Origin of the sequence: Allosphingosinicella deserti (genome assembly GCF_003012735.1) — a bacterium.
In the GTDB taxonomy this organism is placed as follows: Bacteria; Pseudomonadota; Alphaproteobacteria; order Sphingomonadales; family Sphingomonadaceae; genus Allosphingosinicella; species Allosphingosinicella deserti.
Genome location: NZ_PXYI01000005.1, coordinates 374,435 through 389,726, shown reverse-complemented (window position 1 = coordinate 389,726; position 15,292 = coordinate 374,435). Strand labels below are relative to the sequence as shown.

Annotated in this window: 14 protein-coding genes; 5 read left to right on the top strand and 9 right to left on the bottom strand. The window is 66.3% G+C overall.

Translation table 11 applies throughout. From position 1 onward, the window contains the following. The first annotated feature begins 35 nt into the window (after positions 1-35). Positions 36-818, top strand: coding sequence for a ThuA domain-containing protein (locus C7I55_RS17080; protein WP_106514207.1), 783 nt, complete (start codon positions 36-38; stop codon positions 816-818). Between the two features lie 113 nt (positions 819-931). Then, positions 932-2,473 (top strand): cryptochrome/photolyase family protein, encoded by a 1,542-nt coding sequence (locus C7I55_RS17075; RefSeq protein WP_106514206.1) that lies wholly within the window; start codon positions 932-934, stop codon positions 2,471-2,473. 19 nt (positions 2,474-2,492) lie between these two features. Here the strand turns inward: C7I55_RS17075 and C7I55_RS17070 are convergent, their stop codons facing one another. After that, positions 2,493-3,497 (bottom strand): hypothetical protein, encoded by a 1,005-nt coding sequence (locus C7I55_RS17070; RefSeq protein WP_146151050.1) that lies wholly within the window; start codon positions 3,495-3,497, stop codon positions 2,493-2,495. Positions 3,498-3,821: 324 nt separating this feature from the next. On the opposite strand from C7I55_RS17070, the gene mprF reads away from it, so the two are divergent. Both mprF and C7I55_RS17060 read left to right on the top strand, forming a co-directional pair. Further along, positions 3,822-6,539, top strand: coding sequence for a bifunctional lysylphosphatidylglycerol flippase/synthetase MprF (gene mprF / locus C7I55_RS17065; protein WP_158266463.1), 2,718 nt, complete (start codon positions 3,822-3,824; stop codon positions 6,537-6,539). A gap of 257 nt (positions 6,540-6,796) precedes the next feature. Beyond that, positions 6,797-7,240: a hypothetical protein gene (locus tag C7I55_RS17060; protein ID WP_106514203.1), complete on the top strand. Its 444-nt coding sequence runs from the start codon at positions 6,797-6,799 to the stop codon at positions 7,238-7,240. A 30-nt stretch (positions 7,241-7,270) separates the two neighbouring features. Here the strand turns inward: C7I55_RS17060 and C7I55_RS17055 are convergent, their stop codons facing one another. From C7I55_RS17055 to C7I55_RS17020, 8 genes are all read right to left on the bottom strand, one after another. After that, positions 7,271-7,732, bottom strand: coding sequence for a DUF2059 domain-containing protein (locus tag C7I55_RS17055; protein ID WP_106514202.1), 462 nt, complete (start codon positions 7,730-7,732; stop codon positions 7,271-7,273). A 92-nt stretch (positions 7,733-7,824) separates the two neighbouring features. After that, positions 7,825-8,586 carry a hypothetical protein gene (locus C7I55_RS17050; RefSeq protein ID WP_106514201.1) on the bottom strand — a complete coding sequence of 254 codons (762 nt, stop codon included), beginning with the start codon at positions 8,584-8,586 and terminating at the stop codon, positions 7,825-7,827. Between the two features lie 187 nt (positions 8,587-8,773). Further along, the gene (locus tag C7I55_RS17045; protein WP_106514200.1) at positions 8,774-9,076 is read right to left on the bottom strand and encodes a hypothetical protein; all 303 of its coding nucleotides are present in this window, start codon (positions 9,074-9,076) and stop codon (positions 8,774-8,776) included. Between the two features lie 191 nt (positions 9,077-9,267). Beyond that, the gene (locus C7I55_RS17040) at positions 9,268-9,618 is read right to left on the bottom strand and encodes a DUF2200 domain-containing protein (protein ID WP_106514329.1); all 351 of its coding nucleotides are present in this window, start codon (positions 9,616-9,618) and stop codon (positions 9,268-9,270) included. Positions 9,619-9,828: 210 nt separating this feature from the next. After that, positions 9,829-10,089 (bottom strand): hypothetical protein, encoded by a 261-nt coding sequence (locus C7I55_RS17035; RefSeq protein WP_106514199.1) that lies wholly within the window; start codon positions 10,087-10,089, stop codon positions 9,829-9,831. Between the two features lie 150 nt (positions 10,090-10,239). Continuing rightward, a complete protein-coding gene (locus C7I55_RS17030; RefSeq protein ID WP_106514328.1) occupies positions 10,240-11,004 on the bottom strand; it encodes a creatininase family protein in 765 nt (254 codons plus the stop codon). Then, on the bottom strand, positions 11,001-11,402 hold the full coding sequence (locus C7I55_RS17025; RefSeq protein ID WP_106514198.1) for a RidA family protein: 402 nt from the start codon (positions 11,400-11,402) through the stop codon (positions 11,001-11,003). Before C7I55_RS17025 ends, C7I55_RS17030 begins: the two co-directional genes overlap by 4 nt. Continuing rightward, positions 11,399-12,568: a mandelate racemase/muconate lactonizing enzyme family protein gene (locus tag C7I55_RS17020; protein ID WP_199192860.1), complete on the bottom strand. Its 1,170-nt coding sequence runs from the start codon at positions 12,566-12,568 to the stop codon at positions 11,399-11,401. Before C7I55_RS17020 ends, C7I55_RS17025 begins: the two co-directional genes overlap by 4 nt. 318 nt (positions 12,569-12,886) lie before the next feature. Between C7I55_RS17020 and C7I55_RS17015 the strand changes: the two genes are divergently transcribed. Next, positions 12,887-15,223, top strand: coding sequence for a family 20 glycosylhydrolase (locus C7I55_RS17015; RefSeq protein ID WP_106514197.1), 2,337 nt, complete (start codon positions 12,887-12,889; stop codon positions 15,221-15,223). Positions 15,224-15,292: the final 69 nt, after the last annotated feature.

The window sequence follows — 15,292 nt, the reverse complement described above, 5'->3', positions numbered from 1 at the left end:
CCGCGGGAAAAGTGGCGCAAAGGGAGTGGACGAGAATGCGGACGCGGTACGGCCCGGTGATGCGCGGCTTGGGACTCATCGGAGCGGGACTGATCGGGTTGATCGCGGCGGGCGGCCCCGCCCAGGCCAAGGGGCCGGACGGAAGGCCCAAGATCCTGCTCTTCTCGCACACCACCGGCTACCGCCACGCGTCGATCGAGCCGGGTATCGCCGCGATCAAGACGCTCGGCGCACGCGAGAAGCTGACCATCGTCGCCAGCGAGGATCCAGCCGTCTTTTCCGCCGACGCCCTCAAGGACGTCGATGCGATCGTGTTCCTGAGCAGCACGACCGATCCCAAGAAGCCCGAGAGCGAATGGCTCCAGGGCAGCAAGCGGGAGGCGCTGCAGGCTTTCGTCCATCGCGGCGGCGGCATCGTCGGGATCCACGCCGCCGCAGATTCGCACTATCACTGGCCGTGGTACGGCAAGATGATCGGGGGCCATTTCGCCCGCCATCCGCAGGGCACGCCGACCGGCACCGTGACGGTCGTCGACGCCGAGGATCCGACCACCGCCGGCCTGCCCAAGACGATCAAGCGCGCCGACGAATGGTATTATTTCGACGATTACGACGTCACCTCCAAATTGCTCGTCACCCTCGATCCGGCGTCGATCGGGGAGAAGGACGTCAACCCCAACCCGGTGAGCTGGCGCAAGCAGTTCGAAGGCGCCCGCATCTTCTACACCGCGATGGGCCACACCAACGAAAGCTTCAGCGATCCGAACTTCCTGCGGCACCTGACCGCCGGGCTGCATTGGGCCCTGGGTCAGAAATAGGAACGCGCCGGCGCCCTGCGGGCGAGAGGTGCCCCGGCGACGGGCCACGCAGGGCGGAAACACGGCCCTAAGCACGCACAGACGCCGGTGATGCCCGGCGCTAAACGTCGGGCGTGACCATTCTCATCCCCGTGCTCGGCGACCAGCTGTCGTTCGGCCTTTCCTCCCTGGCCGGCGCAGACCGGGCGGACAGCGTCGTGCTGATGATGGAGGTGGCGGACGAGACGACCTACGTTCGGCACCACAAGACCAAGCTCGCCTACATCCTGTCGGCGATGCGGCACCATGCCGAAGCCCTCCGCGTGGACGGGTGGCGCGTCGACTATGTTCTGCTGGACGATCCGGAAAATGGCGGCAGCTTCACCGGCGAGGTCGCGCGCGCGATCCAGCGCCATGATCCCGAGCGGATCGTCGTCACCGAGGCCGGCGAGTGGCGGGTCGCGGCGATGCTGGACAGCTGGCAAACCTTGTTCGGGCTGCCGGTCGAAATTCGCCCGGACAGCCGATTCCTTTGCGCGCACGGAGAGTTCGAAGCCTGGGCGGAAGGGCGCGCCGAGCTGCGCATGGAATATTTCTACCGTGAAATGCGGAAGAAGACCGGGCTGCTGATGGACGGCGGCAAGCCCGCCGAAGGACGATGGAATTTCGACAAGGACAATCGCAAGCCGGCCCAGGCCGATTTGCTGATGCCGCGGCCGCTCTCCTTCGCGCCCGACGCGATCACCCAGGAGGTGATTGCCCTGGTCGAGCAGCGCTTCGGCGACCATCCCGGCGACCTTGACGGCTTCGATTACGCCGTCACGGTCGAGGACGCCGAACGCCAGGCCGCGAGCTTCATGGCCAATGCGCTGCCGAAGTTCGGCGATTACGAGGATGCCATGCTGACCGGCGAGCGCTTTTTGTGGCACTCGATCCTGTCACCCTATCTGAATTCCGGGCTGCTCGATCCGCTCGACCTCTGCCGCAAAGCGGAGGCCGAATATCGCGCGGGCCGGGCTCCGCTCAACTCGGTGGAAGGCTATGTTCGCCAGATCATCGGCTGGCGCGAATATATGCGCGGCATCTACTGGCGCGAGGGGCCGGACTATGTCGACCGCAACTTCTTCGGTCACAGCCGCGCACTGCCCGGCTGGTATTGGACCGGCGCCACCGACATGCACTGCCTGTCCCAGGCGCTCGGCCAGACGCTCGCGACCGCGCACGCCCACCACATCCAGCGGCTGATGGTGACCGGCAATTTCGCCCTGCTGATTGGGGCGGATCCGAAGCTGGTGCACCTCTGGTATCTGGAAGTCTATCTCGACGCCTATGAATGGGTGGAGCTTCCGAACACGCTCGGGATGAGCCAGTTCGGCGACGGCGGACTGCTTGGGTCCAAGCCGTACATCTCGTCGGGCGCCTACATCAATCGCATGTCGGATTATTGCGGGCATTGCCGTTACGACGTGACGAAGCGGATCGGCGAGGATGCGTGCCCGTTCAACGCGCTCTACTGGGACTTCCTCGCGCGCCACCGGGACAAGATCGGCCGCAATCCGAGGCTCGCAATGCCCTATCGGAATTGGGACCGGCAATCGGAGTCGGACCAGATCGCCACGCGCGAACAGGCGGCAGATTTCCTCGCCAAGCTCGATAGCGGCGGCACGGCTTACTAGAGCATGGCAGGCCGCGACTTTACCCCGATATAGGTGATGTGGCAGCGGGCTCGGAAATCCTTCCCCGACGATCCGCGTTGCCGTGTGATCGAGCTGCGCCGGACCGTGCCGCTTTGGTTTGAAAGCGATCGCCCCCTGCGACATTGGACATGATACGGGAACGCCACCGATCCCGTCGCACATTCCGCTGCAGGTCGGCGGCGACCAGCGCGATGCACTCCGTGGCAATGATGCGGTAGCGCGGCTTGCCCGCTATGTGCTGGCGGAGCTTCTCGATCTTGCGAAAGGCCGCATGACGATCGCCGATCGGCGCCCCCTCATTCGCAAGGATATGGTAGAGTTCCGAAACGGCTTTTGCCTCCTCGGCCGGCAAGGTCCTATCCCAGGCACGACGGCTGAGAAAGTCGACCATCCCGGCGCACCGATCGTCGATGCTGTAGCCGCCGGCCTCGCGTCGCACCGTGCAATCCTCAAACGCCTGATACACGTCATGAGCATAACGGGCGGCATAGTTGAGCAATGCATGAATGCGCTCGATCTGAGCGTCGTCGATAAGATCGTCACGGGAGCGGATCGTATCCCGGAGTTGTTCGGCTTCGATCTGCGCCGCCAACAAATCGTCCATCGCCCGCTCGAACGCCTCAGACGGAATGCTGTACGGCAATGAGCGCGTACCACCGATTTCCAACGGCGGAGGGGACATCTGCGATCGCAGGCGCCGCTTCACCATCTTGATCTTGCGGTGAACGGAATAGACCTGCTCGACAATGTCGCGGACGGCAGCGTCACGGGCGATCTCGCGCTGATCCTCGTCCCGCCGAACGTTGAGAAAGGTGAGCAAGACGCCGCCGAACAGGGCGGCAAACAGCGCCTGCAGATAGATCTTGATCAGGTCCAGCTGCGCCTGTTTCACCGGCGCAAGTTTGTCGCCGACCATGTTCGAACGCGCATTGGCAATCGATCCAGTCCATTCGTAGGCGCCCCAAGCCGCGCCGAAGCCCACGGCTACCGCCAAGCCGGTCACGAGGGTCCAGAAGCGGAGCGGCGGACGAAGGAGGCTCATCGCATTCTCCCAATTTTCGACGACGAGGAGCGGGAAGCGAACAAGCCTGCGAGAGCAAGCGCGGCGATCAAGAGATCATGGACAGGGAATTGGCGCAAGGATCTTCCTGCCGCGAGCGCCGCGATGGGCGAGCAAGCGCCGACGTTGGTGCTCGCTCCACGCTGGCCAGCTTCCCGGCGAGGGATTCGCCCGCAGATCCGTATAAATGCGACCTCCCCCGATCCGCTCGGCGGGGCGGAACGGGCCTATAACGGGAAGGTTCGCCAAGACTCTTCCAGGGACTTCATGCAGTTGCAAACACCCGCTTCGGTCGCCGGGCGTCGCGGCGGGATCGCCGCGGCGATGCGCTGGTGCGGGGAACATCGTGAGCTGGTCGCCACTCTGGCCGGCGTCGCCGTCCTGATATTCGCCTTTGCAGGGCTCAGCGCCAGCCTGCGCGAGATCAGCCTCGACGAGATTCGGAACGCCTTCGCCACCATCGCCCCGTCGCGCTGGCTGGCGGCCCTCGCCTTGACTGCCCTCAGTTTCGCCTGCCTGATCGTGTTCGACGTGGCGGCGCTGCGAACGCTCGCCATTCGGCTTCCGTTCGGCGTCGCCGCGCGGGCGGCGGTGACCAGCTACGCGATCTCCAACATGCTCGGCCTGCCGCTGCTGACCGGCGGAACGGTCCGCCTCAATTTCTATGCGCGCGAAGGGTTGCGGGAAGGCGACGTGCTGCGGGTCGTGACGCTCGCCGGCCTCAGCTTCTGGCTGGGGCTGGTCGCCGTCGTCGCCTTGTCCCTGCCGATGCAGCCGTGGCAAGCGACGCTCGCCGGGACGGGATTGCCGCCGGCGCTGCGCTGGGGCGCGCCGCTGCTGCTGATCGCCGGGCTCGCCGCCTATCTTCGCTGGACGGCGCGCGCTCCGCGCAGCCTGGTGATGGGCGCGGTTCGCCTGCCGCTGCCCGGGCCGTCGCTGACCCTTGCACAGCTCCTCGCCGCGGCGCTCGACCTGATCGCCTCCGCCGCGGTGATCTTCGTGCTCGCCCCCTCGCTCACGCTCGCCGATTTCCCGCACCTGCTTGCCGCTTATCCCCTGGCGCTGGCGATCGCGGTGATCACCCACGCTCCGGGCGGCCTCGGCGTGTTCGAGGCGATGCTCTTCCTGCTTCTGCCCGAGCAGCCAAGGACCGAACTCGCCGCGGCTCTGGTCGGCTACCGGCTCGTCTATTTCCTGCTGCCGTTCGCGCTCGCTCTGGTCTACCTCGCCGTCCGCGAAGGAAGACGGCTGCACTATCGGGCGCTGCCGGCGGTGCGTCTCGGCAGCCATTTCGCGCGTTCGCTGGCGCCGCTCACCATGTCGTCAGCGGTGTTCGGCGCCGGCGCGCTGCTGATCCTGACGGGCGCGATGCCGCAATTCCCGGAGCGGGTAGCGGCGGTGACTCGCCTGCTGCCCTCGATCCTTCTCGATCTTTCGCATTTCACCAGCAGCATCGTCGGCACCCTGCTGATGTTCATGGCCTACGGTCTGTACCGCCGCCTGGACGTGGCCTGGATCGCAAGCATGGCGCTGCTGGCGGCGGGCATGCTGCTCGCGCTGCTGCGCGCCTTCGATGTCATCGAGGCCGGGATGCTGGCCGTGGTGCTGGTCATGCTCGCCTGGACTCGGCCGGCTTTCTACCGCCGGACCGCCTTCACCGGGGAACGCTTCGGCGCCAGCTGGATGGTCGCGATCGCCGGCGTGATCTGCGCCAGCCTGTTCCTGGGCTTTTTCAGCTACAAGGACGTGGATTATCATGGGTCCCTGTGGTGGCAGGTGCAGCCTTCCGCGGATGCGCCGCGCTTCCTTCGAGCCTCGGTGGGAGTCGGGCTGGTCGCATTCTGGCTCGCGGTGCGGCGGCTGAGCCGGCCCGCCCCGCCGCGTCACGCAGAGGCTCTGCCGGATCATGTCTGGGACCGGGCGCTGGCCGGCGCCGCGTCCAGCGAGGCGCATCTGGCACGCACGGGCGACAAGTCGTTCGTGGTCAGCGACGCCGGCGACGCCTTCCTGATGTATCGCGTCCGCGGGCGCAGCTTCATTGCGATGGGCGCTCCGATCGGGCCGCAGGAGCGGTGGAAAGAGCTGGTGTGGAAATTCCGCGAGCTCGCCGACCGTCATGGCGCCCGCCCAGTCTTCTACCGCTGCGGCGCGGAGATGCTGCCCCATGCGATCGAGCTTGGGCTCGGCATCATGAAGCTGGGCGAAGCAGCGAGCGTGCCGCTCGCGGACTTCAGCCTCAACGGGAAAGCGCGCGCCAAGCTGCGCAACGCCGTGAACCGCGCCGAGCGCGAAGGACTGCGCTTCCGGGTCGTCGAAGGCGCCGCCCTGGATGCCCTTCTTCCCGAATTGAGGGCGATTTCGGACGAATGGCTGGCGGCCAAGCGGCAGCGCGAGAAGCAGTTCAGCCTCGGCCGCTTCGATCGCGACTATCTCGCCGGCGGGCCGGTCGCGCTCGTCGAGCGCGACGGTGTGGTTCTGGCCTTCGCCAATCTGTGGACCCTGCCCGCCCAGGCCGAGCTGTCGTTCGACCTGATGCGATCCCGCGGCGACATGCCCCACGGTACGATGGACTTCCTGTTCACGCGGCTGATGCAGTGGGCCCGCGAACAGGGCTATGCCACGCTCGCGCTGGGGACGGCGCCGCTTTCGGGCATCGAGAGCCGGCGGCTCGCACCGGGGTGGGCGCGCTTCGCAGCGGCCCTGTTTCGACATGGCGAGGGGCTCTACGGCTATGCGGGGCTGCGGCGCTACAAGGAGAAGTTCCTGCCCGACTGGAGCGACCGCTATTTCGTCGCCCCGCGGGGACTCGCCATGGCGCAGGCGCTGCTCGACGTGACGATGCTCGTCTCGGCACCGCCGCAGGCGCCGCGATCGGTACGGCCACGCCGCCAGGAGCCTAGGCCCGGCGCAGCGGCCGCGCGGCTCGTCGGCACCGTCGCCGGCACCTTGTCAGCGCCGAAGCGACGGCTGGTGCGCACGCACTGAGCAGGCTGCGAAGCGGACCAGAGTGCGGACTCCGGACCCGAGCGGCAAGTCACGGCCGCCGCGCAGGAGGCAATGATATCACTGCTGCAAGGATAAGCGAGTATTCACGCGCTGCGAAAGCTGCAGACCTCGCCCAAATGGGAGCGACTGTAACAAAGTGTTTCCGCCGGGCGGCGTCGGTTGCGCGCGGCACAGGCCTTCTCCATCTGCGCGGCAGACTTGGTCAATGCGGGCTACTGCGCCGCAAGGAGATGTTCATGAGCTTGTTTCTGGTGTTCGGCCTCGGCATGTCGGCCGTTGCTCTCGATCCCGCGGACCTTCAGCACCGCACCCAGCTTGAACACGCCGGGACGAGTATCGACGTCGAGTACCAAACGCAGGTTTCCCTCGTCACCCGACAGATCGGCACGCCAACCAAGGCCGGCACGCCATCGACGTTGCGCTGCCTGTGGCGCGCCGACGTGGGCGTCGAGCGCGAAGCCCGCCACGGCACCGGCGTTCGCCTGAGCCGCGGCATCGGTCGCGAGGGCGTTCTTGAAGGAAGCCGTCCCGGCTGGTGCGCGGCAAACCGGAAATCGATTGCCAGGGAAGTGGCGAGCCGCGCACCTGAAGTGCGGACCCACGTGGCCGCGATCGCGCGGGACGATGAAAGCGTGCTGAGAGCCGAGCTCGAGGGAGCAAGCATACGGCGGGAGGGATGATCCTAGACCTGGAGAGCCGTCCTCTGCCTTTTAGTCGCGGTCGCAAAGCTTCCCGGACTGGCGACAGAAAGCGGCGGCAGCGTTCTTCTTGAGGTCCAGTTCGCCGAGCGCGCCCATCGCCTGTGCGATCACAGCCGGCTCCGCAGCGCGCCAGCGCGCCGCGGCCGGGCTTTCTCCGTGGGCAACCAGTAGGCGCAGATCGGCGACGGACAAACGCTCCGCATAAGCCGAGCCGATCGCTTCGGTGAGCTTTTCGACGCTGGTCCGCCCCTCCTTGCGGCCAATCTCAAGCAATTGCGTGCGTTCGGCCCCGGTCAGCGCAGGATTTGCGCTGGCAAGCTCGGTAAGATCCTTCTCGATGAGAGCGGGTGCGATCGCCGCGAGGCCGGTGGTTCGGGCAAGTCGGACCCCGAGATCATGCGCTTCCGGGGAAGGTGTGGCTGCCGGAGCAGGCGCGGCGGCCTGCAACAATGCCCCGACCAATATCAACATAGAGCCGTGCTCCCCGACGATCGTGAGGGATGCTGCATTATCGAGCGGGGTTTGTCAGCCCGTGCTATGCATTCGAAGCGCGCAACGTCTATTCAGAGCGCGCCGCCTTCTAGCACCGCCTGGACGCGCAGCCGCGGGAAGACGTCCTCGATCGGCTTGGTATCGGGCAGGATGTAGACGATGCCGCCCTTGCGCTGGAACAGCGGCCGCACGCTCTTGCCATAGAAGGCCGCCGGCACGTTGACGCAGCCGAAGGTGATGCGGTTGTCGTCCGCGCCCGGCGACAGAATCCGCTCGCGCCTGCGTTCCTTCTTGGTCGCGCCCGGCGGGATCGGGTGGAGTGCCACGGAGGTCGCATAGTCGATCCACAGGACCTTCTGCCGTCCGGCCGCCAACCCGTATTTCGCAAGGTAGCGCCCCGCCGGCGTGGTCTTCTCGGCCGGGCCGATCTCGGCGAGGTTCTTGGTTCCGACGCCGGGCGTGGCATCGTCGCCGGGCGCGATGCCGATCAGGACCGGAGCCCTGCCGAGCGGCTTTCCATTGCCGTCGAACAGGAACAGCGCGGCGGCCTTCTTGTCGATGATTGCGTAAGGCAGCGCGCGATTGTCTCCGGATGCCGCGACCCAGTCGACGACCCGCCCGGCCTCCACGGAGGGTAGCAGGGCGGCTTCAGCCGCCAAATCCGGTGCCGGCGTCGCAGCTTTCGATGTGGCGGATTTCGACCGCGCCGATTTGGGCTTGCCCGATTTTGACGCGGAGGACGCTGGCTTGGACGGGCGGGCATTCTCTGCGGCCCATGCCGGCACCGCCGCGGAGAGTGCGAGTCCGGCAAGCGCCAGGAAAATCTTGGTCATCGTAGGGGGCGCTCGGAACGGGTCGATCGTCATCGCGTAAACCGGCTGAGGCGAGAGATCACCGATCGGGCAGCCTGTTTGTGCGCACACCCGGACGCGGTCCGTTCGAACCGGGACCGGGTGTGCGTCGTCCGTGTGCGTCGAGCCATCAAGCAAATCCATGTCGCCCGAACACACGCTGGCCGCATCAGTTGCGCGGACGCTTCTGCTGATTTTCGCGCAACCGCTGCTCGATGCCGTCGACCCGGGCATTGAGCTGCTCGAGCCGCTGCCCGTTATTCTGCGCCTGCCCAGAGGCGGCGCGGGCTTCCGCGAGAGCCGTCTTGGCGGTGCCGTCGGTCTCCTGGAGGCGGGCGTCGAGGGAATCGACGCGCTGGTTCACGGTCGCGACCTGCTCCCGCACGAAGCCCTTGGTGGCGCAGCCGCCGACGCTCAGAGCACCGGCGAGGATCATGGTGACGGAAGCAAGTTTGGTTACAGATGGCGACATCGCAGTCTTCCAATGGTTAACGAGGCTCACGGCTCAAGCCGAGCGGCGGCTTTCCGCCAAACCGATTCCGTTCGCCTGTGCAACGACCGAGGTGAGTGGATGATGCTGCACAGGCAATCCCGGCGCTTGAACATGAACATTTCTGAATGCTGAATAAGCTCGATAAGAAATGACCGGCGGCAACCGACCGCTTATTGTCGTAGGATCTTTTCCATCTTCCGGCCCTTGGCCAGCTCGTCGATCAGCTTGCCGAGATAGCGTATCTCTCGCATCGTCGACTCCTCGACATTCTCGACGCGCACCCCGCAGACGAGGCCGGTGATCAGAGTGCGCGCGGGGTTCATCCGGGGCGCCTGAACGAAGAAATCCTCGAACGTCACGCCGCTCGCCAGATGGTCCTTCAGCGTCTCCTCGCTATGGCCGGTCAGCCAGCAGAAGATTTCATCGACTTCGGCCTGGGTCCGCCCCTTGCGCTCAGCCTTGGTGACGTAGAGCGGATAGACGCTCGCGACGGTCGTCGAATAGATCCGGTGCCTGGTCATCATGCCTCCTGCCGTTCGGGGCCCTGGCCGCCGAGACCCCGAGGGAGACTATACGGCTTCCGAGGCGGTGCCGAGCTGCCTGTCACGAGGATCGGCTTAGCCGGAGCCTGGGCTCGTTCGCGAACGGGGGGAAGGCAGCTCGCCGTCGAGCACCGTCCGAACCACCGGGGGAATCATGATGTGGCGCGGCTCATCCCGCCGCGCTTCATCCTATTTCTTCTCGTCGGCCCGGTTGCGGGTCACGTCGACGTCGACGTCGATGTCGCCGACTTCGTCCTTGATCGCGGCGCCGGTGCTCTCGGCGACGTTGCCGATGCCCTTGGCGACGTCCTTGGCAGCGTCGGCGGCATCGGAGGCGGCGTCTTCGACCCGCTGCTGATTATATTGCAGCCGCACCTGATCGTTGCCCTCGTCATTCTGGACGTTGCAGGCAGCGAGGCCGAGAAGCGGAAGCGCAAAGAGAATTCGCACGATATGTCTCCATTCGTTTGCTGCGTAACGATTGGAGATCGTTCCGGGTCCAAGACAATATGCGAACCGGTTCAGCGCCCAAAAGCCCCGCCGCGCGCGAACGCGGCGGCGGGCAGGTGGGGACAACGGGATCAGGAAATTCCGCGCCGGCTACGATGCGGCGCGCGCGATATCCTGCAGCATCTTGACTGCGGTCGCGGTGACCGCATCCGAGATGCGCTTGCCCTTTTCGGGGCTGGCGAGGCTCGGGCAGCCGGAGGTTCCGGTGCCGGCGGTGAGTTGGTGCATTGTGCGGTGATGCGCGGCGCGCGCGCCCTGCAGCATGTCGGCGGCGGCCCAGTCATGTGCATGGATCGGCAGCTGGTCCACGGCAGCGGCGCCGTCGATCAGTTCGGGCGCGATCAGCTGGAGCAGCGATGTCTCGAACTCGCAAGCATGGCCGACCCCACCGAACCCGCTCTCCTGGATCGCGGCGAGCTCCTCGGCGGCGATCTTCCACCAGGTCAGCAGGAAGATCTCGATCTCGGGATGGTCGTTGCCGAAGGCCTCCAGCACGACCTGGGCGATGGCGAGGTTGCCGCCATGGCTGTTGAACAGGACGATGTTGGTGAAGCCGTGCGCGACCACAGCCTCGAGCATGTCGGTGAGGTAGGCGAGAAAGGTCTCGTGCCGAACCGTCAGCGTGCCTGGGAATTGCATGTGGTGACGCGAGCAGCAGACCGCGATCTGCGGCAGGATCAACACGCTTTCGCCCAGTTCGGCGTCGATCCGGTCGGTGAAATGCCGTCCGATCAGCGCGTCCGTAACCAGCGGCAGATGGCCGCCATGCTGCTCGATCGCGCCGATGTTGAGGACCACCGGCGTGCGGCGGTCGATCGCGCCAAGCCTCGGGCTGGTCAGCAGCTCCCACTTCATGGCCGCACCGCCGCCCACATCTCGATCTCGACGAGGAAGCCGTCGAGCAAGGCGCAGCCGATCGCGGTTCGCGCCGGGAAGGGCTGCGGCATGATCGCGCGGTAGACGATATTGAATCGCGGCCAATCCGCCAGATCGGTCATGTAGACATTGACCTTGAACACGTCGGCGAGATCGACACCGGCGGCAGCGAGCTGCTTTCGGCAATTTTCGAGCGTGACCCGGGCCTGTTCCTCGATCGTGTCGCCGATCACCGCGCCCGAAAGATCGAGCGGCGCCTGGCCGGAGATGACGACGAGATCGGAACCCTGGCGGATTCGCAGCACCGGCGAATAGGGCCCCGCTGTGACATGCTGCTCGGACGGAATGCGGACGATCGCCTGTCGATCATCGGTCATGCGAACACCTCGTGGCGGACGGAGTAACGTTCGATCGCGGCCGGATCGAGCTCGACCCCGAGCCCGGGCCCTTCCGGCACGAAGGCATAAGGCGGCTCGAAGCGAAGCGGCGTCGCCAGCAGATCGTGCTCGCGGATCATGCGGCCGAAAATGTCGCTCGGCCAGATGCAGCTCTTCGCCGCGACCGCCTGGTGCAGATACATCGCCTCGAGGATGCCGAGATCGACCTCGGACCCGTGGAAGCAATAGAGGTTTGCCGCCTCGGCGATGGCATTGAGCTGCGCGAACTTGGCGAGGCCGGCGTTGAAGTTGAAGCCGTCGGCCGCGCGCTGCTGGATGAGCGCGATGATGTCGTGCACTCGCTGCCCCTGGTAGATGTAGGGCAAGGCGACGTGCTGGACGATCGGGATCGACGAGAAGCGGCAGAGATCGGCATAATCGGGGATCATCCATTTCGGGATCGGATCCTCGAGCAGCAGCACGTTGCCGACCTTCTCCAGGCCGCGGATCAGCGGCTTGACCGAGGCCATATTCTCCCAGCGCTGATTGGGATCGAAGATCACCTTCATCCCCGGCGCATGCGCGGCGACCCGCTCGCACAGGCCGACGGCATCGTCCTCGAGATCGGCCTTGAGCTTGATGCTGGTATAGCCCTGATCCTGATAGGCGCGCACCCATGGGCCGACTTCGTCGAGGGTGCGATGGCTCGACCAGGCGTCGCAGAGCACGCGGTCGCGGACCCGGCCGCCGAGCAGAGCGTAAAGCGGCACGCCGAGGGTCTTCGCCCAGCCATCCCAAATGGCGAGCTCGAAGCCGTCGAATTCCCGCACCAGCGGCAGCGGCAGCGCCTGCAGCGACAGTGCGCCGATATCGGTGCCGAGCAGGCCGCGGCAGATGGCTTCGATCCGGGCCCAGTCGTGATCGCGATAGAATTCGCCGAGGGCGACGATGCCGTTCGACAAGGTCATCCGCATGACGAGCTTGGGCAGTTCATCGAACTGGACGCTCCATGCCGCCTGGCCCGCCACCGGCAGCATGTGGAGGGGCTTGGCGAGCCCATCGGAATTAATCATCCCGGGCTTGGCCGGAACCACCACCTCGTGAAATTCGAAGCCGGTGATCACCGGCGCGTTGCGGCTGTCGATCGCGGCGGACATCCCGGTCATTCCTGCTCCCTGCACTCGCTTTCCCTTCGCGGCCCGTCGCGCGGGCGATCCCGACGCGCGGTCCAGCGCCATGCGTCCGCGGCCCCCGCCCCTCTTCTTCCTCATGCATAACCACACCAGTACCAATTGCCAGCGCATTTTTGTTTGAAAGTAACATTTGTGCAAAAACCAGCGTTGACGGGTTCGTTTCCGCATGGAATGTAGAGTGGCGCCGATTGGTCCGCACACTGGTCTGGTCTGCTGCTGAGGGAGGCAAGAACATCCGGCGACGCAGCCGCGTCAGCCGCTGCACTCCCGCGGCCCACGGAGGGGTTATCTATGCTGGCGTTCGTGTCGAGTATCGCGTTTTCCCGGTTTCGCCGATCGGGGCCGCGGGCCCTGCTGCCGCTGCTGCTCGCCTGCGGCGCGGCGCCTGTGGGCGGTGCGGCCCAAGCCACGACGCTTCCGCTTCTCCCGCAACCGCGTGCCGTCGCCGAAAAGGGCACGGGCTTTCGGATCGGCGAGGATGTGCGGCTCGACATTCCGCGGGGAGAGGCAGACGCCGAGCACGCCGCCGCCTGGCTCCGCCAGCAATTGGGCCAGCAATCGGGCCAGCAATGGGGGCTGCCCGGCCGCGCCCAGTCCGGCGCGTCGGCAGGCGGCACCTCGGCAGGCAGCAGGGCAATCCGGTTCGTCCGCGTCACCGGCCTGCCCAAGGAAGGCTATCGGCTGAGCACCTCGCAGACCGGCGCGACGATCAGCGCCGGCGACGCGGGCGGCTTCTTCTACGGGGCGGTGACCTTGTGGCAGCTCGCCACCGGTGGCGCGAACATGGTGCCGGCGGTGGAGATCGAGGATGCCCCGCGCTTCGCGTGGCGCGGCTTCATGCTCGACAGCGCGCGCCACTTCCAATCGCCGCAGTTCATCAAGGCGCTGATCGATGGGATGGCGGCGCACAAGCTCAACATCCTCCACTGGCACCTGGTCGACGATCAGGGCTGGCGGATCGAGATCCCGAAATATCCGAAGCTGACCTCGGTCGGCGCCTGGCGCAGCCCCGCGACGGCGCCGGGCGCGCCGCCCCTGCCGAAGGTCGGCGGCTTCTACACGCAGGCGGAGATACGCGAGATCGTCGCCTATGCGGCGGCGCGCAACATCACGATCGTGCCGGAGATCGAGATGCCGGGCCATGCTCTGTCGGCGATCCGCGCCTACCCGGAGCTGGGGCCCGGCACGCCGGTGCCGCCGGGCATCACCGCCGATTGGGGCGTCTACACCTATCTCTACAATGTCGAGGATTCGACCTTCCGCTTCCTGGAAGACGTGCTCGCCGACGTCATGAAACTGTTTCCGTCGCCCTACATCCACATCGGCGGCGACGAAGCGGTGATGACCCAGTGGAAGCAATCGCCGGCGGCGCAGGCCAAGATGCGCAGCCTCGGCATCACCGACGAACGCAAGCTCCAATCCTGGTTCATCACCCGGATGGAGAAATTCCTGAACGCCAACGGCCGCAAGCTGATCGGCTGGGACGAGATCCTGGAAGGCGGCATCGCCCCCAATGCGACGGTGATGTCGTGGCGCGGCATCGACGGTGCGATCGTTGCCGCGAAGGCTGGCCACGACACCGTGCTGGCGCCGTCGCCGATGCTCTACCTCGATCACCTGCAGGGCGCGACGTCGGCGGAAGGGCCGGGGCGCAACAAGGTGATCACGCTCGAGGATTACTACCGCTTCGATCCGCTGCCCGACACCCTGACCGAGGACCAGCAACGGCACGTGCTGGGGCTGCAGGCGCCCCTGTTCACCGAGCATGTCCGCGGCGACGCCCGCGCAGCCTATATGACCTTCCCGCGGCTCTCCGCCCTGGCGGAGGTCGCCTGGCGCGGCGAAGGCGATGACTTCGAGGGCTTCGTCGACCGGCTGCTGCCGCAGATCCAGCGCCTCGAGAAGATCGGGATCAAGCCGGCCCTCAGCGCCTTCACGCCGATGGCGGCGGTGTCGGACGTCACCCTCAATGGTGCGAAGATCGCGCTGTCGACGCAGGTGGAAGCCGACATCCGCTACACGCTCGACGGCAGCGAGCCCGGCCCGAACTCCCCCGCCTACACGGCGCCGATCGGCCTCGAATTGCAGGCGCCGATCCGCCTGCGCGCCGCCGCCTATCGCGGCGCCGTGCGCCTGCCCGGCACGTTCGAACGCACCTTCGATGCCGCGGCGGTCCGACGCCGCGACGACCGCGAGCTGAAGCAATGCACGTCGACTTTGGTGCTGGCGCTGGAGGACGACGCCCCCGCAGAGGGCCCGCGTGCCAATTTCCTCAGCGACGTGCTCAACCCGTGCTGGATCTACGAGTCCGCGCCGATGGACGGCATCGCTCGGATCGACGTCGACGTCGGGCAGGTGCCGTTCAATTTCCAGCTCAACAACGGCCGGGAAATTGCCGGGCGCGGCACGCCGCGGACGCCATCTGGCGAGCTGGAGATCCGGATCGACGGCTGCGAGGGCGAACGGATCGCCAGCATAACACTCGACCAGGTAAAGAGCCCGACGATCACGCGCCTGTCGGCACCGATCGCGCCGCGCACCGGCGCCCATGATCTCTGCCTCACCTTCACCGGGCGCGGCACCAACCCGCATTGGACGATCGCGTCCGTGCAATTGACCGCCAAGTGATCGCCACGTGACCGTCTACGGGCTCGCGACCGCGGTGGCAGAGAGACGAGCGCGGGCGAGCAGCCAGTC